Origin of the sequence: Atopobium minutum 10063974 (assembly GCF_000364325.1) — a bacterium.
Taxonomy (GTDB): Bacteria; Actinomycetota; Coriobacteriia; order Coriobacteriales; family Atopobiaceae; genus Atopobium; species Atopobium minutum.
The window spans coordinates 918,686-943,984 of the sequence record NZ_KB822533.1 but is presented as its reverse complement, the minus strand read 5'-3'; the positions used below and the strand labels follow the sequence as shown (position 1 = coordinate 943,984).

Genomic DNA, 25,299 nt, shown 5'->3' with positions numbered 1-25,299 from the left:
ATTTCTCTCCAAAAAATTACTCAGCAGAAGTTTCTGTTGAAGGTGCAGCAAGACGATGCACATATACAGCAATCCTGATAGCGGTACGATTTTCTCCACCAATAGAAATATCAGAAAACGTAGGCGCACAGGAAATGTCAATGCCCGTGGGGATGAGAAAACCGCGCGCAATCGCCAAAGCCTTAATTGCCTGGTTAACAGCACCCGCTCCAACACACTGCATGTTTACCGGAGTTCCGTCTTTAACCATACCAGCAATGGCGCCCGCGACAGAGGCTGGCGAGGATTTACTTGATACTTTTAGAAACTCCATTGCTATGACTCCTGCAAATTGTTGTATGTAAGCGTATGTGTACTGCGTTTATGCGGGTTCATTGTACGATACCGCTTGGACAAAATACATGAAAGATTAAAAATGTTACTAATCGCCTTTATCTATTTCAAAACTGACTGAAATCCTATTTTTTGAGACCCTGATCTTTGGTTGACCGGCCAGCGAAACATAGTATCGATTTGCGATCAGCTCAAAATCGCGCTCAAGCAGGCGAGAAAAATCATCGAGATCATCTTTTGAGAGCTTAAGACCTCGGCAATCTTTAAGCAGATCTACTTCATGATTTGCTGTTGCATCTGATGCGTGTGTGAGCTGTGCAACAACGCTGCGCTGTGGCCTGATCTGGTCTGCAAGAATACGATGGGCAGTACGCTCTGAGATATCCAAACCAAGGCTTTGAGCAACCTTTTGCAGGTCAAGTGCATCAGCTGCAGCATACAGCCTGTGTAGCACGGGCAATGCATCAAGACGGTCAATAAACAGCAGCTTTGCATCATCAATTTCAGGACGAACCCGCGCACGGATAGTTGCAACTATCTCTGCAGGAGAACCGAGGTACACGAAAACCCCAGGGCGCTCCTCTAGTGCAAACTCGCAACACGTTCGCACAATATTGTGCGGGCCACGAATAACGCTTTGATTGCCGCCGTCATCCACACCAATTTGTGGCCAGGTTGATTGGTCTGCACGCTCTGAAAGCTGAGAGATATTGGTCACAATTTGAATGGAGCAACCTTTGCCTACGTCAGAAGACATAACACAGGCTTTACTGCTGTTCTCTTTAATAGAATAAAGCGCCATGCCACGTCCATGCACGCCCCAACGGTCCATATGCATCGATTCCAGCTTGGAAGTAACGCGCGCATCAAAGACCTTTGCATGCATATAGTCAGGAATGCCCCGACCATCATCAAGAACAACAATGGTGCGCACGTCCTTCTCGCGAGCAGTAGCTACGTAGATGTGACGAGCACCGGCATCACGCGAGTTGCGCAGCATCTCAACAATAACATCCTCTGAGCAGCGGATATCATGCTTAGCCTGGCGACGTTCCGCTTCTGCTACGCGTAGACGGACAAACCCCTCGCCCAAGTTTTCCTCAACGCGAAGGGTCTTATCGCCCGAAAGTGTTTCTACAAAGTCGAGCAAATCGTTATGTTGCTGAGCAGATGTGCTCATATCCTACTTAGCAATGTCCACGGCGCGAGACTCACGAATGACAACCACACGAACCTGGCCAGGATATTCCATCTCATCCTCAATTTGCTGAGCGATATCATGAGCCAAAATGGTGGCTTCAGAGTCAGAAATCTTCTGAGGCTCTACCATGACATGTAGCTCACGACCGGCCTGCATAGCATAGGTGCGCTCAACGCCTTCATGTGCGTTGGAGATAGTCTCAAGCTTCTCTAGACGCTTAATGTAGTTCTCTGCAGATTCACGACGAGCACCCGGACGCGCCGCAGAGATGGCGTCCGCAGCTTGGACGAGAAGGTCCATGATGGTATTAGGCTCAATGTCAGCATGATGTGCCTCAATAGCATGCACAATATCGGCACGCTCGCCATACCGACGAGCAAAATCTGCGCCGATAACAGCGTGAGGACCCTCAACCTCATGATCGATAGCTTTACCAATATCGTGCAACAGACCAGCACGCTTCACCGGAATGGGATCAATCCCAAGCTCAGAAGCCATAATGGCGCAGAGCTCTGCAACCTGTATGGAGTGCTGCAGCACGTTTTGACCAAAAGACGTACGGTAGCGAAGCTTACCAAGGATTTTGATGATTTCTGGATGCAAATCATGCATACCACAATCAAATGCAGCCTGCTCGCCCGCCTCCTGAACGCGCTGATTTACCAGTTCTTCTGCCTTCTTGTACATCTCTTCAATACGTGCAGGATGAATACGGCCATCCGCAATGAGGTTTTCTAGCGCAACACGAGCGGTCTCACGACGGACAGGATCAAAACTGGAAAGCACAACGGTTTCTGGGGTGTCATCAATAACCAGAGAAACGCCGGAGATTTGCTCAAAGGTACGAATATTACGACCTTCTCGACCGATAATGCGACCCTTAAGATCATCGGATGGGATGTGCACTGAAGTAACCGTGATCTCACCGGCCTGATCAGAGGCGCAGCGCTGGATGGCAATGGAAACAATCTTGCGGGCGGTTTTTTCTGCCTCTGCACGTACGCGCGTCTCAGACTCACGCAAAATCTGTGCTTCTTCTTTGATGGTGTCCTTACGAACCCTATCAAGCAATTCTTTGTGAGCATCATCCGTAGTTAATGCAGAAATACGCTCAAGTTCTATGGTTTGCTGAGAAATAATACCATCTAAATCATTACGCCTACGATCAAGCTGACCTTGCAGGCTAGAGAGATGATGCTCGCGCTTATCCAGTGCGTCATTGCGGCGATCAAGAGATTCTTCGCGCTGCATAATACGATTTTCCATGCTGCGAAGTTCACTCTTGCGCTGACGCTCTTCATTTTCTGAAGCCTGCTTCATTTGCAGAATTTCTTCCTTAGCTTCAAGCACAGCTTCCTTACGCGAAGTTTCTGCCTGACGCTGAGCATCTACATGGATTTGCTTTGCCTTATCTTCTGCTTCTTTAATTTTTGCTTGGGCTTCTTGCACACGCTTGGTATGAGCGCTATTTGCAATGAAATAGGCACCAGCAGCACCTACAATGAGGCACACAATGCCAATCAAAATCGAAATCGGTTCCATAAAACTGCTCTCCTAAGAAGTATATGAATTAGTTCAGGAATCAATCTTTACGGATTGAACCCGTCAAAAGAGCACCTAGGACCGCTATATAGTTGGCAAAACTCATCAAAACATATATAAAACGTCAACCTATGGCAGACGCAAGTAAACTCAAGTGACCTTCTAATCGTAGGTAGATAAGCTGAACTTGTCAAATCTTTCTATTTAACCTACCTGCGTAAATGCAGTAATTCATGAACTTTATTAAAAAAATATGGGAAAACCCTATTCTTGCAGATAACGTTTTACCGCATGAGAAGCCACCTCATAAGAAAATCCCCGTGAGACGAGTTTTCTCATAAGTTTTTGATAGGCATTTTTCTCTGGAATAGCCTTGGTGCAAATAAAGGCATAAGCCCGATCAGACTCACTCTGTTCTTCATAAAAATCATCTGGCCAACCAGAAATTTCTGCTATATCAATACCCTTAGCTAAAAGCTCTCGCTCTATGCGTAGCTTACCCCAGCCCATAGATACTTTTGAACGAATAAAGACCTCTGCAAAGCGTTGATCATTAATAAAATTAAGCTTAATAGCACGTGCAAGAGCATACTCGATACTTTTTTGAGAATAGCCGTCCAAACGAAGCTTGTCAGAAGCTTCTTTGCTGGAATAGTCCCTTCTATCCACGAGCTTAGTAAGACGCAAAAAAGCGCAGTGCTCTGAGAGACGGCCTAGCTCATAGAGCACTTCGGCACGTGATTGAGGAACAATTTCATGCTTTTTGTGAGCACTAAGCAATTTCCGAGCAACCACAATGGGAATATAAAATGTTTCTTCTCCCATTATTTCCGAAGTGATACGCAGTTGTGCTTTAGGTTTGCGAGCGCCCAAAACAGAAGCAGTCCTATCAGGAAGCTCGCAATCCCATGAAAATGTCTCGGCAGGCACGATAGCTATTCTTTATCCAGTATGGGAGCACCTACAGGCTCATCACTCAGTTCAAGGCCACAGGCTTCACGAACCTTATGCTCAATCTCAAGACAGAGCTCTGGATTTGTTCGTAGGAACTCCTTAGCAGCCTCACGACCCTGCCCCAAACGCTCGGTTTGGTAGGTATACCAAGCGCCCGACTTATTAACAATATCGTACTCAACGGCCATATCTAAGATAGAGCCTTCTTTGGAGATACCGGTGCCATACATAATGTCAAATTCTGCCTGTTTGAAAGGTGGCGCTACCTTGTTTTTAACAATCTTTACGCGCACGCGATTACCAACAACCTCTCCACTTTCTTTGATGGAATCAACACGGCGAATATCCATGCGTACGGATGCAAAGAACTTAAGTGCACGACCTCCGGGCGTCGTTTCTGGATTACCAAACATTACACCAATCTTCTCACGAAGCTGATTGATGAAAATGCAGGTAGTATTGGATTTAGATAAAGATCCAGCAAGCTTACGTAGGGCCTGGCTCATCAGGCGAGCTTGCAAGCCCACGGTTGTATCGCCAATTTCTCCTTCAATTTCTGCACGAGGAACCAAAGCAGCTACGGAGTCTACAACCACAACATCAATAGCGCCTGAGCGCACAAGCATGTCACAAATTTCCAAGGCTTGCTCGCCTGTATCCGGCTGTGAGATCAAAACATCGTCAATATCAACGCCAATACGTGCAGCATAGCCAGGATCCAACGCATGCTCCGCATCGATAAATGCTACAACGCCACCAAGCGCTTGTGCCTCTGCAAGAATCTCTAAAGAAAGCGTGGTCTTACCAGAAGACTCAGGTCCATAAATCTCAATAATACGACCACGTGGCACACCACCAATACCCAAAGCGGCATCCAAGGCAACAGAACCGGTTGGAATTCCCTCCACCTCAAGGTCTGGGCCACCGTCGCCAAAACGCATGATTGCACCTTTACCAAAGCGCTTCTCAATCTCTGCTGTAGTAGTATCAATCATTTTCTCGCGCTCTTCACCCGTTGTCTTAGCGTGAATCTCGCGACCTGGACCTTTACTTTTTGCCATAGGATTTTTCCCTTCTCTCACGAAAGAGAATATACGAACACCTGTTCTGTGTCAATTGATACTACTCATTTTGCAAGAAGCAGCCAACATAAATCAAACAACCATAAACAGAGGCCTGACAGAGGTCTAGCAACGCACCAGTTCATCCAGCAAAGCCTGAAGAGCCGTCAAGACAGCCTGTTGACGCACGTCATCCCTATTGCCATCAAAGTATTTAACAAAACTTGTAACTACAGATGGTGTACACAGGCCAAACCAAACGGTACCCACGGGCTTGTTGGGTTCTGCACCAGTAGGTCCAGCAATGCCGGTAACCGATACCGCAAAATCAGCCTTAAGAACCCTGGCTGCACCTTGAGCCATTTGCTGGGCACATTCAGAAGATACAGCACCCACATCAGAAAGTGTCTGCGCATCTACACCAAGTACCTCATGTTTAACTTCAATGGCATAGCTAACAATGCCCCCACGCACAACAGCACTCGATCCACTTACCGAAGTAAGTGCGGCACTTACCAGGCCGCCGGTACAAGATTCTGCCGTGGCCAGACGTTGATTGTGGGCACAGGCATGCTGAACAACCTTAGCTGCCAGCTCATACGTATCTTGATTGCACACGCAACGTGGTGTTTCCATGAGTTAATCCTCGCCTAAAGAACTCCAAGACTTGATAAAGTAATCAATGCCAGACCAAGCGGTAAGAATCATTGCTACATAAAAACTGAAGGTAGAAATACCAAAGATGACAAGCCAGAGCGTCCCCGCAGGAAGGGTAAGGGCCAGCATGTAACCACATAAGGCAAGCATAGTAGTTGCGGTTTTCCATTTTCCTAAGTTACTTGCTGCAACAACAGTACCCTTAGAAGCAACCACCATACGCAGGCCAGATACTAAAAACTCACGAGAAATAACTAGAACAATACTCCAAGCAGGAACAAAGCCTTGTTCCAAAAGCCAAATCATGCCCGTCACGACAAGCAGTTTGTCTGCAATGGGATCAAGAAACTTACCAAAAACGGTTACTTCTCCCCTGCTGCGAGCGAGATATCCATCGATCTTATCGGTAAGAGACAAAAAAGCAAAGAATACAAAGACGACAAACCCGCCCCAGTTTACAGTGGTGCCATCACTCTTAGAAGAGATAAGCTCTGCTAGCAAAATCCATAGAGGAATAAGTACCACTCGAATAGTAGTAACAATATTGGCAGCTGTCCAACGAATACCAGAACCAGCCTTTTTGCTCGTAGAAGAGTCTGTACTCATACCTTATGCTTCCTCATCTGCAGCGTTCACAAGCTCACCAACAAGCTCGTAACAAAACGAATCAACCAAATCACACATGACTACATCGCCCACAGCCGCCTGACCATAGGCAATATGCACTGCACCGTCACAATCCGGTGCCTGGAACCAGGTATGACCAATCAGCTCAGCGCCCTTGTCGCCCTCTTCTATGCCGTCAATAATAACCGGCACCCGCTCGCCCACATGTTTGGCAGTGGCCGCAAAGCCAAGTTGCTCAGCCACATCAATCAGAGCCTGCGTGCGCTCAAGTTTAACTGACTCATCAACCTGATCAGGCATCGTTGCAGCGCGCGTACCCTCTTCTGCCGAGTAGGTGAACACGGAGGTGTAATCAAATTCCTGCTCGGACAAAAAGCCCATGAGCTCATCGAAATCATGCTCGGTTTCTCCTGGAAACCCCGTGAGTGCCGTGGTGCGCAAAACCATACCGGGAATCTCTGTACGCAGACGATCAAACACCTTGCGATACTCACTTGCGTTACCTCTGCGGTTCATTGCCTTAAGAACAGATCCCGAGCAGTGCTGAATGGGAATATCAATATAAGGCAAAACCTCAGGAGTATCTCGAATAGCAGCGATAAGATCGTCCGTCATACCCTCTGGCTGCAAGTATAAAACACGAACCCAAGCCTGATACGGGCGTACAGCTTTGCCAACCTGACGCAACAACCATGCAAGGTTATAAGAACCCTTGATGTCCTTACCCCAAACACCGGTATCTTGGCCAATGAGCACTATTTCGCGAACGCCACCCTCCATCAGAGCATGAACTTCATCCAAAATCTCCTGCGCGGACCTTGAGGCATACCGCCCACGAATATAGGGAATGGCGCAAAACGCACAAAAACGATCGCAGCCATCAGAAATCTTGACAAACGCACTTGCACCTTCAACGGTACGCAACGCATAGGTAGAATAATCAGTAACACAGGTCTGCTGATCAATGCCCAGTACGCTTGAAACCACCGTAACAATGCCATCCTCTTCATCGGTACGCACAAAGGCAGCAACCTCAGGAAGTTCCTGAGGTAGCTCTTTGCCATAGCGAGATGGAACACAGCCACACATAATAATGGGCTTTTTACGTACACCAGAAGTCATACCTTCTGCAAGCTCAAGGGTTGTCTCGATACTTTCTGTAGTAGCACTGGCGAGAAAAGAACAGGTGTTGATCAAAACAACATCTGCATCCTCAACCCCAGTAGCATCGGCATAGCCGCTCATGCGCAGCAAAGCGCGCATGCGATCAGTATCTACTTCATTTTTTGCACAACCGAGCGTGACATAACAAACAGACGGCATAAACGCTTGATCCTAACGATAGTTAACAAATTGAAGAGCTTGATCATAGTCCTTCTCACGAAGGAAGCTAATAACTTGCTGCAAAGCATCCTTTGAGGCAGAGGAAACTCGAAGCTTATCACCCTCTACTGTAGCTTTAACCTTAAGCTTTTGATCACGAATATCCTTGGAGATCTTTTTAGCAAGTTCCTGCTCAATGCCCTGAACGATATGACCAACTATACGCACAGAAGATCCTGTTGCCGCTTGAGGCTTGTCCCAGCGTAAAGCTTTAAGGTCAACCTTACGTTTAATAAGTTTGCTCGCAAGAACATCGGTTACTTGAGAAGCGGTAAATTCGGAAGGCGCATGAACAGTAATGGTGCTCTCTGCCTTAGAAAGCTCAATCGTGGCACCGGTATCTTTAAGGTCGTAGCGCTGCGTGAGCTCGCGCGCTGTTTGCTGGAAAGCGTTGTCAACTTCCTGCATATCCACGGTAGATACCACATCAAAACTAGAGTCTTTAGCCATGGCGATTCTCCTTAGTTGTTGTTGGAAGACGATTTGGACGAAGCGTCAGAACTATTCTTTTTTGCAGAGCCTGTTGTTGTGCTCTTTGCATCGTTGGTGCTAGAACTCTCATCCGCAGCATCAGCGGTAGCAGCATTGGGATTAGTGCCCTGAATGGTAATGGTGCCTACCCCGCTTGAATGCTCGTCAAAACGTACATTCTCCCCGTTTTTAGTAATGCTTACCGCAGAAGTGTCATTTACGCGTACCGTGATTTCCTTGGTAACGGTATACGTCTTTGACCACGGTCCCGTAACGGTTTGGGCAACCTCTGAAGTTCCATCATTGATAATTTCTAGCCAGGTAACAGCACCATCGTTTACTGCCACCTTTACCACAGTCTCAGTAACCGGAGCGGTAGTGGTAGCCGCTGTAGCCTCGGTAGAGGCAGCGGTGCTTGCAGCATCCGTGGTAGAAGTGGTTGTCGCGGGTGTTGCTGTTTCTACTGCTACCGTCTTTTTGCTATCGGTAACGCGACTGGTACAGGAACGAACAGCTGTAGCAATCAAAATAATAAGCACGAGTACTAAGGCTACTAAAATGGTTACTATGGTGCGAACTCGATCAGAAAAAAAGTAGCTCAAAAAGCCTATGACGCCAGGTTGCTGAGGCGCTGTACGGGAACGCCTGTTGCGCAGCTGTTGACGTTTGAGCTCATCATTGCGCTTAACCGAAGGACGGTTGGTAGAAGCAATGTTGCGATAGGAATGCCTGCCCTGACGAGAAGAGGCAGCCTCATATCTGCGGGCATTATTGTCAATGCGCAGGTCATCCGTATACTGATCTGATGTCGGCCGGCGAGAAACCACGTCACCGGTACGCGGCGTTGTAGAGCGACTTTGACCAGCTTGCGATCCCGCACCGCTACGAGAACGGCGAGAAGAACGACGAGGACTCGTATACGCCGAGGAGGCAGAGCTGCTGGTATAGGGACGACCCTGTGGATATGCATCGTTGGGCTGAGTCGACAGGTTGGTGCTGGTGGACTCATAGTTGCGCAGGCTAGAACTACCCTGTTGATACAGCTCTGAGCGCGAGCGCGCCTGAGAGGTGGTATCAAAGGAACCAGTACGACCCAACACGGGATTCTCAGGAAGCAAATGTGGCGGCTCGGGCAAGCGAGAATTGAATGAGCGCTTTCCAACAAGGGGCAGCTCATAGCTGGAGGCTTCCATCGGCCCACGCCCATGCACACCATCGCGCGTACGACGGCGCAATTCATGAGACATAACCCCATTGGTATGTTCATACAAATCTTCTTGGAACTGATCTACCACTTCACGGGGGTTTAAGCCGAGATAGCGAGCGTACGAGGAAAGCATGCCTTGTGCATAGCCAGACTTAGGAATGGACGTGAAATCCGCTTCTTCAAAAGCGATAAGTGCCTGCTCTTTAAGTTTGAGCACTCGAGCGGCCTGTTCAATAGACAGTCCAAGCTGCATGCGACGATTACGCAACAGCTCGCTAAAGCGTGGATAAGCCATGACTACACCTCCCTATATTCAGACTCTGCAGCACGAAGTTCCTCTAATCCGTCTGCGTCGATAAGTACTTCACGAGGCTTTGATCCATCAGGAGGACCAACAACACCCTTTGCCTCAAGCATGTCCATAATGCGTCCAGCACGAGCATAACCAACTTTAAGCCTGCGCTGAATACCAGAAGTAGAACCAAGTTGGGAATCCACAACTATCTGTGCAGCCTCCCAGATCAAAGGATCGTCATCAGAGGCAGCCTCCGCCCCACCAACGCTGGGCTTTCCTGGTGTTACCGCAGATAAAATATCTTCATGGTAGTCGGATTCATGGTGTTCTTTAATGAACTCCACAACCTGTTCCACTTCTGCTTCGGACACAAAACAAGCCTGAGCACGCTTTGGTTTGCGACCACGAAGCTTATACAACATGTCACCGCGACCCAAGAGCTTCTCGGCACCCGTCTGATCCAAAATAATGCGCGAGTTGATGCTGTTATCAACAGATAGGGCCACACGGTTATCGATATTGGCCTTAATAAGACCGGTTACCACGTCTGCAGAAGGACGCTGCGTAGCGACAATGAGGTGAATACCTGCGGCACGGCCCAATTGCGCAATGCGAACAATAGACGATTCCACATCCTTGCCAGCAACCATCATAAGGTCGCTCAACTCGTCTATAACGATAACAAAATAGGGCATCTTCTGAGGCGGATTGTCCATCTCGGATAATTTACCGCTCTCTACCTGCTTATTAAAGGATTTGATGTCACGAACCTTATAGTGCTCAAACACTTTGAGGCGTCGCTCCATCTCCGTTACACCCCATTGAAGAGCGCTGGTAGCTTGGCGAGGCTCCGTAACAACAGGCACATACAGATGCGGAAGACCGGCATAAAAAGTAAACTCTACGCGCTTGGGGTCAACCATAATAAGGCGTAATTCCTCGGGGGTTGCGCGCATAAGCATGGTCATAACAATGCTGTTGAGAAGAACGGATTTACCAGATCCCGTAGTACCTGCCACAAGCAAGTGCGGCAACGCAGCAATATCTACCACAACCGGCGCGCCCTCAGAATCGCGACCAAACGCCGCCTCAAGTGGACCTCCTGTTACATGCGATAAAACATCGCCCAAGTAAACGGACTGCGTTGTCCTGTTGGGGATTTCAATACCCACCAATGAAGTACCTGGGATGGGGGCAAAGATACGCACGGACTTTGCAGCCAGCGAAAGTGCAATATCGTCCTCAAGATTGCGAATCTTGTTTACACGCTCTCCCTCACCCATCTCAATTTTGAAGGTGGTAACAGCAGGACCACTCGTCCAGCCCACTACCCTACTTACCAGACCAAACTCTTCCAAGGTGGATTGAAGTTTTGCAGCGGTGCCTGCAAGCTCGTCAGAACTCACCGTATGAGTGGAAGAACCCTCTGTACATTTAATCATGTCAAGGGGGGGCAGCGCACCATCAAGATCCCCAGTACGCTCACGCAAGGGGTCTGCCTTTGGTGCGGCCGGGCTTTTACGCTTTTGGTCCTGAGAAGCTGCCTTTTGCAAAAAGCTAGGGATAGCCATTGTGCCATTTGGAGCATCTTTTGCAACAGCCGCTGTGTTTTCAGACTCAGCCATGGCAGCAGACCCCTCCGCTGGCTTATCTGCAGCCGCAGTCTTTTTCTTACGCTTAAGCAAGGTGGTTGCAGGGGCAGAGCTCTTTTGCTCTTGTGGGGTCTCACCACGCTTAATAACCGTTGTCTTGCGAGCACCAATAAAGGTGGTTGCAGGCTCCTCCCCCACAACAGCCATCTGACGCTTGCTGTTGGACTGTGGCTGCACATCCTGATTGCGCGTAAGCTTATTTTGAGCAGCACGCTTGGCCGCTTCTTCTCTTTTACGAGCGGCGGCCTCATAAAACTCCGTTGCCCGATCTTGCAGCTTGGCAACAGCGGCGCTTATCGAGAAGCCACAAACAATGACGCCGGCAATTATAATGCCAGCTAAAACCACCAAAGAAACCAGCTTGCCCAAGAGTGAAACCAAAGCCCAGGCAACGCCGCCGCCAACATATCCACCAGCTACCGGTAAAACAGTTTCTTGAAAAACGATAGCTGGATTAGCTTCTACGCCGGGCACCAATACTGACAAGATGGACAATATGGCCACGACTATGAGGGTCAGTCCGAGGGCAATGCGCTGAGATATGGGTCCGTCGGATGACATAAAGTAGGTAAGTGCATACAAAAACAATGCGATGGGCACCAACAAGGCACCAGCGCCAAACCCTTGCATAAGCATCTGACCGGTAAAGTGAGTGACCGGCGCCTCTGAAGGAGAGAGAAGCGCAAGGGCAAATGCAAGCGCAATGACGGCAATCAACACACCTACAATGTCATTGACTGCCGTACTGGAAGCAAACAAATAAGCATCGGCGCGACGAGCGCCTGTCCCACGATTAGTGCGAGCATTGGACTTTTTGCCTTTACGGGATGTATTTGAGCTGCGATTGGGCATGAAAATCCTAAACCTCCATCACGACCGGAATAACCATCGGGCGCGTGTGAGTCTTATTCCACAAATAATTAGAAAGGTTATTACGAGCAGTTTTGCGCAGGGTCTCAAGAGAAGAACCCGTATTGCTAGCAGCATGATTTATCGAATCGCGGATAGAATCCTGCGCACCGGACAACAAGGAATCATCTCCTGCAAACGAAACACCACGCATGGAAATCTCAATCTCCGAAACCTTGTGGCTCCGCGTAGAGATCGCCACAAAACAGGTAACAATGCCGTCTTCCGAAAGTTTTTGACGATCGCGCAATACCGCGGGTTCCGTATCGCCAATGCGCAGACCATCAACATATACAATACCTGATTCGACGGGAGTGCCAAAGCGTACCTTTCCGCCACGCATTTCTAAGGTGTCGCCGTTATCCAAGAGGAAAATATTATCCGGGTTTACACCCATATCGCGTCCAAGCTGTGCATGTGCACGCAGGTGGATGGCCTCACCATGAACGGGAGCAAAGTTAACGGGATGCGTCATGGCCAGCATGAGCTTAAGCTCTTCTCGAGAGCCATGGCCGGACACATGCACCAAAGCATTGCTCTTATCGTAAATGGTGCAGCCAATTTTAGAGAGCGAGTTAACAATGCCCTGAACGGAACGTTCATTGCCCGGAACAGGTGTTGCGGAAATGATGACGGTGTCATTTGCTGTAATGGTCAGCGATTTGTGCTCGCCGTTTGCCATACGAGCAAGCGCACTCAAAGGCTCTCCCTGGCTGCCGGTACACAAGACAACAATTTTCTCGTCAGGAATCTCTTCCACATTAAAGGCATCGATAATGTCCTCGTCCGCGATGTGCAAATAGCCCAGTTCACGAGCAATCTTAGTGTTGGTGACCATGGAACGACCGGTAACCACCACTTTACGGCCAGACGCCACTGCAAAGTCACAAATTTGCTGCAAACGATGGATGTGGCTTGCAAAGGAAGCGACAAAAACCTTGCCCGTAGCGTTTTTGATGATATGACGCAGCGAGGCACCAACTTCTGCTTCAGAAGGAGTATAGCCAGGTCTAATGGCGTTGGTGGAGTCTGAAAGCAGCAGGTCAATGCCCTGGTGTCCAAACTTGGTAATGGCATAGTAATTGGGCAGCACGCCATCAATAGGCGTCTGATCTAACTTAAAGTCTCCCGTATGCATAACGCTGCCCTGAGGCGTTTGTAAAAACACGCCAAAACCGCCCGGAATGGAATGCGTCATAGAGAAAAAATCAATGGAAAAGGCGCCTAAGTCAATGTGAGACCCGTCCATTACGGTGCGGAACTTAGGATTGCGAATCTTGTGTTCTGCCAGCTTGCCCTCGATAAAACCAAGGGTAAGAGCACTGGAAAAAATAGGTACCTTAGGGACAAGATCCTGCAGCAAATACGGTAAAGCGCCCGTATGATCCTCATGACCATGCGTGATGATAATACCGCGGAGCTTATTTTCATTTTCTAGAACGTAGGTATAATCAGGAAGTACCAGATCAATACCTGGTTGATCATCATCTGGGAACATAAGACCAGCATCGATAAGCACCATATCATCGCCATATTCAAAGGCGGTCATATTTTTACCGATGCCGTCTAAACCACCCAGAGGGATAATTTTTAGAGGTGGCTTCTTTTTTGCCATAATAGTAGGAAATCCTTTCATTAGCTTTGTATGAAAAACACAGCACCATGGTGCTGAACGGTACAAACGTTGTAACTTATCTATTGTAATAGAAAGTCAGTTTTAATAGAGCTACCTGCACTATACCCACAATTAAAAGGGCATATTTCTTATATCGGCTTATAGCGCCCGTCTTCTCATATCGTTCACGAGCAGGTTGCAAAACCAAAAAAAGAAGCCACTTTCTTGTAAGAAAGCAGCTTCTTAAACAAGTTGATAGAGCTCAAAGAGTGATAACCCTTATTAGTGAGCCTTATGACAACAACGGCTAATTTGCCTCATGGTGACGACGGGGCTTGCGGGTAGTGTTAGAGCCTTGGTCACCAGGACGGCGCTTATCGTTACGAGAAGCGCGCGGCTTGCCCGCATCTCCATTCTTGGAATCACCCGTACTGACCTCGGGCTTATCGATACGGTCAAGAGAAATCTTACCCTTATCGTCTACCTCAAGTACCCTAACCTTAACCTCATCTCCAACGTTAAGGACATCTTCAACCTTGTTAACACGGCCCTGAGCAACACGAGAAATGTGCAGCAAGCCATCCTTACCAGGCAGCAGCTCAACAAAGGCACCAAATGCCTGGATGCCAACCACGCGACCGGTGTACTCCTCACCAGGCTCGGGTACCTTGACGATAGCCTTCACGCGCTCTGCCGCGTCGGTACCAGCGCTGCCAACACCAGCAATAAAGACGGTGCCATCTTCTTGGATGTCAATCGTGGCGCCCGTCTCATCCTGAATGCTGCGAATAACCTTGCCGCCAGAACCAATAACATCACGGATCTTATCAACAGGAATCTGGAGGCTCAAAATGGTAGGAGCGGTCTCCTTTGTGTGTGCACGAGGTGCTTCAATCTCATGAAGCATGGCCTGCAAAATATGCATACGACCCTCATGAGACTGCTTCATGGCCTGCTCAAAAATTTCCGCAGTAAGACCGGTTGCCTTGTTATCCATCTGCATGGCGGTAATACCACGCTCGGTACCGGTTACCTTGAAGTCCATGTCACCCAAGAAGTCTTCAAGACCCTGAATATCCGTAAGCACTACCGTCTTGCCCTCTTCCTGGATAAGGCCCATGGCCACACCGGAAACAGGACGCTTAATAGGCACACCGGCATCCATTAATGCCAGGGTAGATCCGCAGGTAGAAGCCATAGAAGAAGAGCCGTTAGATTCCATGACCTCACTCACCACACGAATGGCATAAGGGAACTCTTCCTCGGAAGGCAAAACGGGCAACAGGGCACGCTCTGCCAAGGCACCGTGTCCAAGCTCGCGACGCTTAGGACTTCCCATACGACCTGTCTCACCAGTGCAGTAAGGCGGGAAGTTATAGTGATGGATATAGCGCTTGCCCTCAACAGGCTCAATGGTATCCAGGCGCTGCCACTCATTGAGCATGCCCAAGGTAGCTACCGACAAAACCTGGGTTTGACCACGCTGGAACAAACCGGAACCATGAACCAAAGGCAGGTAGTCCGGCTTGACCATCAAAGGACGCACCTCATTGGCGACACGGCCGTCCACACGCTCGCCCGTCTCTACAACCATCATGCGCATAGCGTGCTTCTCAAGGCTCTTGAGCTCTACCGCAATAGCGCGGCTCCACTCCTCAAGCTCCTCATCACTAAACTCGGCCTTAATCTGCTCTTTAAGTGCAGCAACACAGCCGATACGAGACTGCTTGTCCTCATTTTTAAGCGCAGCGCTCATCTCATCATAGTGAGCAAAGATACGCTCATGAACTTCCACAATAGGCTCATCAAGGATGTATTCACGCTGTTCAATGGGGCCATTCTCCGCTTCATATTTTGCAAGAAACTTCTTTTGCTCCTCGCAAAATGCCGCGATTGCTTGCTGACCAAAGGCCATAGCAGCAAGCATATCCTGCTCTGAAATTTCTTCCGCTCCAGCCTCAAGCATGGAGATAAAGCCATCGGAACCTGCAAGCTCTAGGTCTAAATCAGAATCCGCACGCTCCTCGTAGCTTGGGTTAACCATGAATTCACCCGTGCTTTTAGAGCGACCAATACGAACACAAGCCAGCGGACCCTCAAAAGGAACACCGCCCACTGCCAAAGCAACAGATGCGCCCATGATACAAATGGTATCTACCGCATGAATCTGATCTGCAACCAACGAAGTAGCTACAACCTGTACTTCATTGCGGAAGCCCTCTGGAAAACTTGGACGCAAAGGACGGTCAATCATGCGAGCCGTAAGCGTAGCCTTCTCGGAAGGACGTGCCTCACGCTTGAGGTAGCCGCCAGGAATGCGCCCAACAGCATACATTTTCTCGATAAAATCAACGGTCAGTGGAAAGAAGTCATAATCCTTGCGCTCATCCGATACAACAGCGGTGAGCAAAACCGTTGAGTCGCCGCATGAAACCAAGCACGCGCCCGTAGCCTGCTTTGCAAGCTCACCGGATTCCAAAACGTAATGCTTGCCATAAAGATCAAACTCGTGGGTAACTTTTGTCATCTTATATTTCCCCTTAACTCCGCCTGCCCCATTGCAGACGGGCCTCATATGAAAAAGGGCGCTGTGCAGCGCCCCTTCTTGCCAATTTACTGGACGTTGTCGCGAATGCCCAGACGAGCAATAAGCTCACGGTACTCGTTAATGTCATTACGCTTGATATATCCAAGCAAACGACGACGCTGACCTACAAGCATCAACAAACCGCGACGGGTGTGGAAGTCCTTAGGATGAGACTTCATGTGCTCGGTAAGGTTCTTGATGCGCGTGGTAAGAATTGCAACCTGAACAGGTGCAGAACCGGAGTCCTTCTCACTCTTACCAAACTCTTTAATGATGTCAACAATCTGCTCATTTGTGATGGTAGCCATAAGACTGTCCCACCTTTCTGGTGTCAAACACCATAGCGCGGCCTACGACCGCTGGATAATACGCCCATAGCTGCGTAACCATGTAGGTGGTACGTGGTAACAAAGCTTGGGTAATACAACCCAGAAAGTATAGCAAAAACTCCCTACAAAAGCTGGGGTTTTACAAAAATCACTACACTGACAGATAATATTCAAAGGCACGCAGCCGACAATCCAGGTGCGTGACCGCCCAAATATGTGCCAAAGAAGCTATATAGGCCGCTGTTTGTTTATCAACCTGAGCTGCAAGTATCTGATCAAAGGTCATATGCAACAGAGCATCAAGCCATTCGATTTCTGTGTGGGAAATGGGCTCTGCACCCTCTAAAGCTGCCGCACAACTTTCACACACAACGCCACCCATAGCTGCCGAGAAACGCGAAGGTGCTGGATCTGCACAGGCAACGCAACTATCCAATTGCACCCGCCATCCTTGATGAGCAAACACCTTAAACGTATAGGCAGCCACAATCAGATCGAGCTGCTCGCTGACAGTTGCCTGCTCAATTGCCAAGAGCACGCGTGACAGCAAGGGGAACAAAAACCCATCCTGAGCATCTTCAAACGAGGTATGTTGTGCAATCTCACACACACAGACAGCAGCACTCATATGCTCCACCTGCATACGCAATAGCTGGTGCGGCGTTATCAAAGAAGCCTCCGCCACCACCGCCAACGACCGACCATGCGCCAGCAAAAAATCGACCTCACAAAACAGGTCGCAGCGCGCAGCCAAACGACTCCCTGGTTTGCGAGCTCCTTTAGCCACTGCCTGACATTGCGAGCCATCCTCAGTTAAAAGGGTGAGAATGACGTCTTGTTCACCTAATTTTGTTTTGCGAAGCACAATTCCTTTTGTGCGAAAGGTCCGACGCTGAGGCATGATCTTTTATTGGCCAGCGTCATAACCCAAGCGGCGAATTTCATTTTGATCACGACGCCATGCAGGACGAACGCGCACTTCCAGTGATAAAAATACCGGAGCACCCAGCAGGCGCTCGATATCTTTTCTTGCCTGCATGCCAATCGTCTTAATCATCTGGCCACCATGACCTATAACAATGCGTTTTTGTCCTTCTCGCTCTACTAAAATGGTTGCTTCTATAGAGGCATGTCCGTTCTTTGCCCAAACAATCTCTGTACACAGCACACCAACAGAGTGAGGAATCTCCTGCCTGCAGTTAAGCAAGACCTTCTCGCGAACAAACTCTGCAACCAGCTCTTCATCCGTTGCATCGGTTTGCATATCATCAGGAAACCACTTGGGACCTTCGGGCAGCCGAGAAGACACCAGCGAGACAAAGGCGGCTACGTTAAAGTTTTGCGTTGCCGAAACCACCAGAACGTCATCAAAATCTGCCAAAGCCTGCGCCGCCGTAAGCTGTGCGTCCATTTGCTCGGCGCTCGCCAAATCTGCCTTGGTAATCACTAACAGCTTAAACGCAGATGAAGCAGCCATATGTGAGGCCACCCACTCATCTCCCGTACCCACCGGTTTTGTAGCATCAATGAGTAAGGCAACCACATCCACATCGGCAAGCTCACCCAACGCCGCTCGATTGAGCTCTTTGCCCAAAGCATCCTTGGGCTTGTGCAAACCGGGCGTATCCACGATAACAAGCTGAGAGCTATTGGTAGTAATCACAGCACGCAAACGCTTGCGCGTGGTTTGTGCAACAGGACTGGTAATTGCAACCCGATGTCCTAAACAGGCATTGAGCAGCGTTGATTTACCCACGTTAGGACGGCCAACTAAGGCAACAAATCCACTATGAAACACATCGGAAGACTCAGCAGCCATACCCTACTCCTAACAAAACAGTGCGCGTACAAACACAAGCAGACCCGCACAGGCTACAAACATACACAGGATCCAAACAGCGGCGGCAGCAATATCTTTAGCACGCGCGGCTAACGGATGCAGCTCTGGAGAAGCTAAATCAACGACGGTCTCTATGGACGTATTGATAAGCTCTGCGGAGAGGACCATTCCACTACCCAACAGCACTACTACCCAACCAAGGGGATCAAGCTTTACTGTAAAACCAGCAAGGATTGCCACCAAAGCAACGCCGACCATCACACAGATATTGCGCTCGGTTTTTAATGCCGTTACAAAGCCTTTAATGGCAAAACCAAAACTTTTTTTGAAGCTTGGGTGATTATGCGTAGAACCAGGAATCATTTATACATCCTCACGATGACGCGTAAGAACCGTTTTGCTTAACGTGCCATCTGTAGCAAGCATCTGCACAAGCTTATCTTCGATGCGCTGCATGATAATAGCATCATGCTCTTCCATGTGGTCGTAGCCCAACAAATGCAAAAGACCATGTACCAACATCAGGCGTGTCTCGTCAGCAGGCGTAGTACCAAAGTCATGTGCCTGATTGGCAACATACTCTGGTGCAATAACAATGTCGCCCAATTCGCATACCTCACCGGCAACTAAGTCCGGATCATCAGGGCGCTCAATCTCAAAAGAAAGAACATCCGTTGGAGCCGCTACGCTACGCCATTCCTCATTAAGCTCTGCGATACTGGCGTTAGAAACAAACGATAAAGAAATAGAACATTCACGAGAAATGCTGCGCTCTTCCAAAACGGTATTAAAAATGGAAAGACACTCTTGTTGATCTATGGCAGGACAAACGTTGTCTTCGCAAAACATATCAAGTGTTGCAGCCATGCTCAGTTCTCCCTGTTACAGCGCCAGTCTTTTTATACGCATGTATATCACGCTAACACAAAAGTATTCCCTGCGTATCAGAGGTCTAAGCAAATTATATAAATACTTTCGTGCAAATTTTCAATCTTTGTGTATGATAAAAGTCAACCTAGGTTAATTTCTGTGGAATACGAACTATCTCGATTCCTAAACTCCCAGCATGAAGGATGTGTGTGAATGAAGGAAGTGTGTTTTATGCAACAAACAAAACGTCATGTTGCCGTAGCCGCCGGCTTGGCGCTTGCCCTTACCGGCAGTTGTGGAATTGTACCGCAGCTCTTTGAAGCAAAACCCGCTCTTGCTCAGACCACTGCTTCCTCGGAAATAACCCTTGCCGATGCAAAAGCCATAGGCACTAAAACCGATGTGGGTGCTTATGGAAGCATGTACGTTGTTGCTGTAAAGCAAACCGATCATACCAATAATCTTGAACTAAAGATTTTTGGTGAGCTTAAACTCCCCTATACCTCTCAAGATATTGACCTGGACAACCAAGACGAAAACTGGTTTAAGCCCAACGAATACGTCAAGTCGTTCTTTGAATGGTCACCAACAGATCCCTCTGTTGGGACGTATGACCGTACCGTCTTTCAAAACAAACTCCCCGTATTTGTCAAAAAGGGAACTCGAGTACTCAAGATGCAACTGAACGGAGAAGATTTTGAGCTTGCTGTTCCTGCCGATCTTTCAAGTCTGGATACCTCTCCTTTGCAAGATGCTCTTACCGAGCATAAAAGCCAGTATGAGGCTGCTAAGGCATACGGTATGAAGATTTCTGAGGAAAGCTCGAAGGCTTTTGAGGCTGAGGTGGCCGCCTGCGATGCCCTGCTCAAAAAGGCTCAGGATGGCCCCTCTTCCGTTACACAAGACGAAATTACTGCTCAGCGCCAAAAACTGAACGAAGCGTTTGGTGCACTCAAGCCACTACCCTATGATAGAGTTGCCCTCAAAGCTGCTCTTGACAAGGCACAAAAAGCACTTAATCGCATTCCGGAGCTTGCCAAAGACGGTATGGGTTTTGAGAAGAGCGGCTTTGATGCCTTTTATCGTTCCTATCTTGCAGCAAAGGATTTGGACGCCCTCGAAGACCTTGCCTTTATCATTGGTCCCCATGAGGGAGGCCCCCTTAAGACCCAGCGCGACTTTGATACGACTGCAGATGAACTCAATCGTCTTACCCAGGCTCTTAATCCAATCAAAATGGATCTTGCCAAAACCGATAGTCTTCGCGAGACCTACTTCAATGCCCTTGATGTGATGCCGCAGGAAGGCTTTGGGTGGACACCTGCTTCCCGCACTGCTTTTTACGAAGCACTCGAACATGCAAAGATCATGTTGAACACCCTGTATCCCGAGCAACGCGATGTAGACAGCGCGCTTTCCCAACTTCAAACAGCCACAAAGGCTCTCGAAGAGACAAAGCTGGATACCACAAAGCCAAAATATAAGCCATTTACCTTAGGTATTCGCTATCGTCATCACAACGATTCAGCTCCTTCGGCTTTGATCGATGAGTACTTTGAGGCAGACGGATCACCTATAAAAGAAGTCATTGAAAACGTTATCCCAGGTTCTGAGCAAAGAATTTACCTTGATAACTTCAAGCTTATCAAGCGCTTTGCTGGCTTTACGCCCACAACGTTTTTCTATGGCTCCGATGACAGCAGCCTTGGTAAAGTACACGTCTTTACCGATAGAAACGGTCGCTCTTTCATTGCCTTTGCTGCAGAGCTCAACTCCGAATTGGATGTAAAGTATGAGAAGGGCGACGACACGCGAAAAGACCCTAATCAAACAGACCCATCAGATGACAATACCGTTGATAACAACAATCAGTCTCAAGTGCAAGATAAAACGAAGCATGCCAACCCATCAAAGACTGTGAAGGGCACTACGTCCTCCAATAAACTGCCTCATACGGGAGATGCTTCCTCGGCCCTTGCTGCTGTTGCGTCAGTAATGAGTGCTGCCCTTGCGGGAGTCGGAAGCCTCTGTAAGCGCCGCAGTAAATAACACAACGTTTTTCTCGGTAGCACATACGCTTCATAGGCAAACGGACCGGTGAAAATCCGGTCCGTTTTTCTTACTCAAGCTAAGCCTCAAGCCTCTACAAATGAGATTTGTCCCTACGAGATATGCTCCTCGCTTTGTGCATACGCATCTACAATGCGCGCCACCAGCGAGTGACGAACAATATCCGCGCGCGTGAGCTCTACAAAGTCAATGTCAGCAACGTTGGACAACACACGCCGAGCTGATTCCAAACCATTTCTACCTAGCACATCACGCTGAGATAAATCTCCCGTTACCACAAAGCGTGACGAGAAACCCAAGCGTGTCAAAAACATTTTCATCTGTTCTGGCGTGGTGTTTTGCGCCTCATCCAAAATCACAAACGAGTCATTAAAGGTGCGTCCACGCATAAAGGCCAAGGGAGCAATCTCTATAACACCCTGCTCGATAAGCGCATGCGCCTTTTCCATGTCCGTCATATCATACAGCGCATCGTACAGCGGACGTACATAGGGATCGAGCTTTTCTTCCAGGGTTCCTGGCAAAAATCCCAAAGACTCCCCCGCTTCTACCACAGGACGAGCCAAAACAATGCGCCCCACCTCATGGCGTTTAAGCGCTGCTACCGCCATTGCCATAGCAAGGTAGGTTTTACCCGTACCAGCAGGCCCAATGCCAAAGGTAACGGTATTGGTACGTATAGCATTGATATACGCCTTCTGACCAGCTGTTTTTGGTCTGATGGCACGTCCACGATAGGTTAACAAAATGTCATCAGAACCAGAGGCCACGGGCGTGGTGCCAGACTTGACCTGTTTGATAAGCACGTCTACGTCCAAAACCGTAGGTGCATCACCATCCAGCACCTGTCTTATGAGATGCGAAAATACCTGTATAGCACCATTGGCCTCCAAAGGAGCACCGCTTACACTCACTTGATTTCCACGTACCGTAATAATGGCATCAAACGCTTGCTCAATATGACGCAATAAACAATCCGCAGGCCCCATCAACAAGGTAAGGTCCACTGAATCAGGAATTTTTAAACGAAGTTGCGTGGGATCCATAGCCCTCCAAGGTAATCCCGCTTTATGCGAACGCTTATAGCCTTATTCTAGCTATTTTTGCAAGCAGCTGCCATAAGCGTTGTACCCTGCACCCCAGTTATTGTGCAGGTATGCATGCCAAGAGGAAGTGGATGGTTAAACTGCACGTCAAATAAACCGGAAGAAATGCCCCTGCCATCCATCTGTGAAATGATCATATCCGTAGTACCTACCAACGCGGCAGCCACTTCTTTGCGCATAGATAGTGCCAACTCACGAGCTTGTTTTGCGCGATCGGCCATTACGTGAGCATCAACCTGATTGGGCATACGCGCCGCAGGTGTCCCAGGACGTTTGGAATATCTAAAGATATGCATTTTTGCAAAGCTCACCTTCATGCAGCTTTGCAGGCTTTGTGCAAACTCATCGTCTGTCTCGCCCGGAAAGCCAACAATCAAGTCACAGCCCAAAAACACCAATGGCAGCGTTGATTTGGTGAGGTCAATAGTGCGCAGATAATCATCCAAGCTATAGGCACGCCCCATCCGCTTAAGCGTCTGATCACAGCCCGACTGCAGCGGAATGTGCAGGTACGGTGCAATGCGACCCTTGGATTGAGCAATCACACCCAACAGCTCCGCACTCACATCTTGGGGCTCAATGGACGAAAGACGAATGCGAGAAATATCCGTACGCTCTAAGATAGTATCGAGAAGCTCTGCAAGGTTGATGGTGTAACCGGTGCTGGTGTCCTCATAACAGCCCAAGTTGATACCTGTCAGCACCACTTCTTGAGCACCCAGTGCGCACTCATACTGCACGCGCTGAATAATCTGGTCCACAGGCAAGGAACGCCCGGTGCCACGCGCCTTCCAAACTATGCAATAGGTGCAGCGATGATCACAACCATCCTGGATTTTGATCCCAGGACGAGTACGGCCTGTTGGCGTTACACCACGTGCTGCCAAAGATGGTTGAGACTGAGCAGTAGGATCATCCATCCTATAGGCAGATGCTAATAGCTCTTGGTCAACGGTAAATCCAAGCTCGTGCATTGCACGCAGCGGAACCAAGCTCTTGTTTGTCTCGACAAGAACACGCTCTCCTAAGCTGGTAAGCTCATCGCTAAACAGATTTGCTGCACAGCCCGTAGCCATGACCAACGGTCTCTGTGCCAAAACAGCATGTTTTCTGATGGCTTTACGGGTTTTTGCTTCGGCCTCTCCTGTTACGGCACAGGTATTGATAACAACCAAATCTGCTTCTTCTGGACACACAATCTGTGCACCGAGCAGCTTGGCGGTATAGGCCATGTCATCAAGCTCAAATCGATTAACACGGCAGCCTAAATTGACAAACGCAATACGGGGAGTGACGCCGTTCACTTACGCTGACCCTTACGAGGACGCTTCTTCTTGCCTAGTGGCCTGCGAAAAGGATTGTTGGTATGGTGAGGCTCAGGCTCAGGCTCAGATTCAGACTCTGGCTGCGACTCATCCTGTTTATTCTGCTCTTCATCCTCTTGGCTGTGCAGCTCATCCTCTTGACCACGCTGTGCTACCAGTTCACGAACAGTCTTCAGCTGCTCATCGGTCAAATCAGTAGGAATACTTACCTCAACTGCAACAATCAAACTACCGCGTGCCGAGCTATGCAAACGCGGCATACCATGACGAGAAACCACTATCCTTTGACCATACTGGCAACCAGCAGGCACAACCACACTGACCTTCTCGTCAGCCAAAATGCCATCAATGGTGTGAGTAGCGCCCAGCATGGCCTCAAATGCATCAATGCGCAACACGTAGTACAGATCATCACCCTGGCGCTGGAACTGCTCATGGTCCGATACGTTGATGGTTATGATCAGATCACCCGCCAACTCTCCACGCACGCCTGCCTCACCGCGGCCCTTAATGCGGATGGACTGACCAGAGTGAATACCAGCGGGAATGTCCGCTTCAACGGTCTCACGCGAAGGCGTACGACCTTGACCGCCGCAGGTCTCACAGGCGCCTTCGACAATCTTGCCCGTACCGCCACATCCAGGGCAGGTAGTCTGTGTTTGCATTTGACCCAAGATGGTCTGCTGAACCGTAACCACACGACCCGTACCATGACAACGATGACAGTTTGTGACCTTACCGCCCGCGCCTACTCCACTGCCGTTACAGTCATCACAAGGAGCCAAACGATCATACGCAAGGGTTTTGGTACAGCCAGCGGCAGCTTCTTCCAGTGTGATCTGCAGGTTTAGGCCCATATCACGACCACGGGTACGGGCGGAACGAGCGCCAGCGGAGTTGCCCATGCCGCCAAAGAAGGACGAGAACAAATCGCCCATACCAAAGCCGCCAAAGATATCGGACATATCCACATAGTCTCCGCCAAAGCCAGCAGGACCATCGGGATTGCCAAAGGTATCGTAATTAGAGCGGCGCTTCTCGTCAGATAAGACGGAATACGCCTCATTGACCTCTTTAAATTTTTCTTCCGCATCAGGTTCATTTGATACGTCAGGATGCAACTTGCGCGCCAATTTTAAAAAAGCACGCTTAATCGTCTTTGCATCCGCATCACGATCAACACCTAAGATCTCGTAATAATCCTTTGAAGCAGCCACACCAAAACCAATCACATCGAACCGTTACAACAGATTTTTAGGCCCGTA

The 25,299-nt window shown here is 48.9% G+C and carries 22 protein-coding genes; 1 reads left to right on the top strand and 21 read right to left on the bottom strand.

All coding sequences use genetic code 11. The features are described 5' to 3' along the window. Window positions 1-16: 16 nt before the first annotated feature. The 18 genes from HMPREF1091_RS04320 to ybeY all read right to left on the bottom strand — a co-directional run bounded on the left by HMPREF1091_RS04320 (window position 17) and on the right by ybeY (window position 19,530). The gene (locus tag HMPREF1091_RS04320) at window positions 17-313 is read right to left on the bottom strand and encodes a stage V sporulation protein S (RefSeq protein WP_002563614.1); all 297 of its coding nucleotides are present in this window, start codon (window positions 311-313) and stop codon (window positions 17-19) included. A gap of 108 nt (window positions 314-421) precedes the next feature. Continuing rightward, complete coding sequence (locus HMPREF1091_RS04315) at window positions 422-1,513, bottom strand: ATP-binding protein (RefSeq protein ID WP_002563613.1); 1,092 nt, start codon at window positions 1,511-1,513, stop codon at window positions 422-424. A gap of 3 nt (window positions 1,514-1,516) precedes the next feature. Further along, window positions 1,517-3,076, bottom strand: coding sequence for a ribonuclease Y (gene rny, locus HMPREF1091_RS04310; RefSeq protein ID WP_002563612.1), 1,560 nt, complete (start codon window positions 3,074-3,076; stop codon window positions 1,517-1,519). Between the two features lie 264 nt (window positions 3,077-3,340). Next, window positions 3,341-4,006: a regulatory protein RecX gene (locus HMPREF1091_RS04305; RefSeq protein WP_002563611.1), complete on the bottom strand. Its 666-nt coding sequence runs from the start codon at window positions 4,004-4,006 to the stop codon at window positions 3,341-3,343. Between the two features lie 5 nt (window positions 4,007-4,011). Further along, window positions 4,012-5,091: a recombinase RecA gene (recA, locus tag HMPREF1091_RS04300; RefSeq protein WP_002563610.1), complete on the bottom strand. Its 1,080-nt coding sequence runs from the start codon at window positions 5,089-5,091 to the stop codon at window positions 4,012-4,014. A 126-nt stretch (window positions 5,092-5,217) separates the two neighbouring features. Beyond that, on the bottom strand, window positions 5,218-5,727 hold the full coding sequence (locus HMPREF1091_RS04295) for a CinA family protein (protein ID WP_002563609.1): 510 nt from the start codon (window positions 5,725-5,727) through the stop codon (window positions 5,218-5,220). A 3-nt stretch (window positions 5,728-5,730) separates the two neighbouring features. Further along, window positions 5,731-6,354 (bottom strand): CDP-diacylglycerol--glycerol-3-phosphate 3-phosphatidyltransferase, encoded by a 624-nt coding sequence (gene pgsA / locus HMPREF1091_RS04290; protein ID WP_002563608.1) that lies wholly within the window; start codon window positions 6,352-6,354, stop codon window positions 5,731-5,733. A gap of 3 nt (window positions 6,355-6,357) precedes the next feature. After that, complete coding sequence (gene rimO, locus HMPREF1091_RS04285; protein ID WP_002563607.1) at window positions 6,358-7,698, bottom strand: 30S ribosomal protein S12 methylthiotransferase RimO; 1,341 nt, start codon at window positions 7,696-7,698, stop codon at window positions 6,358-6,360. Between the two features lie 12 nt (window positions 7,699-7,710). Beyond that, the gene (locus HMPREF1091_RS04280; protein WP_002563606.1) at window positions 7,711-8,208 is read right to left on the bottom strand and encodes a YajQ family cyclic di-GMP-binding protein; all 498 of its coding nucleotides are present in this window, start codon (window positions 8,206-8,208) and stop codon (window positions 7,711-7,713) included. 11 nt (window positions 8,209-8,219) lie between these two features. Further along, window positions 8,220-9,731 carry a helix-turn-helix domain-containing protein gene (locus tag HMPREF1091_RS04275; RefSeq protein WP_002563605.1) on the bottom strand — a complete coding sequence of 504 codons (1,512 nt, stop codon included), beginning with the start codon at window positions 9,729-9,731 and terminating at the stop codon, window positions 8,220-8,222. A 2-nt stretch (window positions 9,732-9,733) separates the two neighbouring features. Continuing rightward, window positions 9,734-12,235 carry an FtsK/SpoIIIE family DNA translocase gene (locus HMPREF1091_RS04270; RefSeq protein WP_002563604.1) on the bottom strand — a complete coding sequence of 834 codons (2,502 nt, stop codon included), beginning with the start codon at window positions 12,233-12,235 and terminating at the stop codon, window positions 9,734-9,736. A gap of 7 nt (window positions 12,236-12,242) precedes the next feature. Next, window positions 12,243-13,907, bottom strand: a complete 1,665-nt coding sequence (locus HMPREF1091_RS04265) for a ribonuclease J (protein ID WP_002563603.1) — start codon at window positions 13,905-13,907, stop codon at window positions 12,243-12,245. 307 nt (window positions 13,908-14,214) lie between these two features. Further along, entirely contained in the window at window positions 14,215-16,434 is a 2,220-nt protein-coding gene (locus HMPREF1091_RS04260; RefSeq protein ID WP_002563602.1) for a polyribonucleotide nucleotidyltransferase, read from the bottom strand. A gap of 86 nt (window positions 16,435-16,520) precedes the next feature. Further along, window positions 16,521-16,802 (bottom strand): 30S ribosomal protein S15, encoded by a 282-nt coding sequence (gene rpsO, locus HMPREF1091_RS04255; RefSeq protein WP_002563601.1) that lies wholly within the window; start codon window positions 16,800-16,802, stop codon window positions 16,521-16,523. A gap of 172 nt (window positions 16,803-16,974) precedes the next feature. Continuing rightward, on the bottom strand, window positions 16,975-17,724 hold the full coding sequence (gene recO, locus HMPREF1091_RS04250) for a DNA repair protein RecO (RefSeq protein ID WP_002563600.1): 750 nt from the start codon (window positions 17,722-17,724) through the stop codon (window positions 16,975-16,977). A gap of 6 nt (window positions 17,725-17,730) precedes the next feature. Continuing rightward, window positions 17,731-18,642 (bottom strand): GTPase Era, encoded by a 912-nt coding sequence (gene era, locus HMPREF1091_RS04245; protein ID WP_002563599.1) that lies wholly within the window; start codon window positions 18,640-18,642, stop codon window positions 17,731-17,733. 9 nt (window positions 18,643-18,651) lie between these two features. Next, a complete protein-coding gene (locus HMPREF1091_RS04240; RefSeq protein ID WP_002563598.1) occupies window positions 18,652-19,026 on the bottom strand; it encodes a diacylglycerol kinase family protein in 375 nt (124 codons plus the stop codon). Continuing rightward, window positions 19,027-19,530: an rRNA maturation RNase YbeY gene (gene ybeY, locus HMPREF1091_RS04235; protein WP_002563597.1), complete on the bottom strand. Its 504-nt coding sequence runs from the start codon at window positions 19,528-19,530 to the stop codon at window positions 19,027-19,029. Window positions 19,531-19,764: 234 nt separating this feature from the next. Here ybeY and HMPREF1091_RS04230 point away from each other — a divergent pair, with 234 nt between their 5' ends. Next, window positions 19,765-21,582 (top strand): hypothetical protein, encoded by a 1,818-nt coding sequence (locus HMPREF1091_RS04230; RefSeq protein ID WP_143273450.1) that lies wholly within the window; start codon window positions 19,765-19,767, stop codon window positions 21,580-21,582. A gap of 113 nt (window positions 21,583-21,695) precedes the next feature. On the opposite strand, the gene HMPREF1091_RS04225 is transcribed toward HMPREF1091_RS04230, so the two are convergent. Genes HMPREF1091_RS04225 through dnaJ form a run of 3 tightly spaced genes read right to left on the bottom strand, consistent with a single transcriptional unit; the run spans window position 21,696 to window position 25,266 of the window. Beyond that, on the bottom strand, window positions 21,696-22,649 hold the full coding sequence (locus HMPREF1091_RS04225) for a PhoH family protein (protein WP_002563595.1): 954 nt from the start codon (window positions 22,647-22,649) through the stop codon (window positions 21,696-21,698). Window positions 22,650-22,696: 47 nt separating this feature from the next. Continuing rightward, on the bottom strand, window positions 22,697-24,013 hold the full coding sequence (locus HMPREF1091_RS04220; protein WP_002563594.1) for a MiaB/RimO family radical SAM methylthiotransferase: 1,317 nt from the start codon (window positions 24,011-24,013) through the stop codon (window positions 22,697-22,699). Beyond that, window positions 24,010-25,266, bottom strand: a complete 1,257-nt coding sequence (dnaJ, locus tag HMPREF1091_RS04215; protein WP_002563593.1) for a molecular chaperone DnaJ — start codon at window positions 25,264-25,266, stop codon at window positions 24,010-24,012. The genes HMPREF1091_RS04220 and dnaJ overlap by 4 nt, the downstream gene beginning before the upstream one ends. Between the last annotated feature and the right edge of the window lie 33 nt (window positions 25,267-25,299).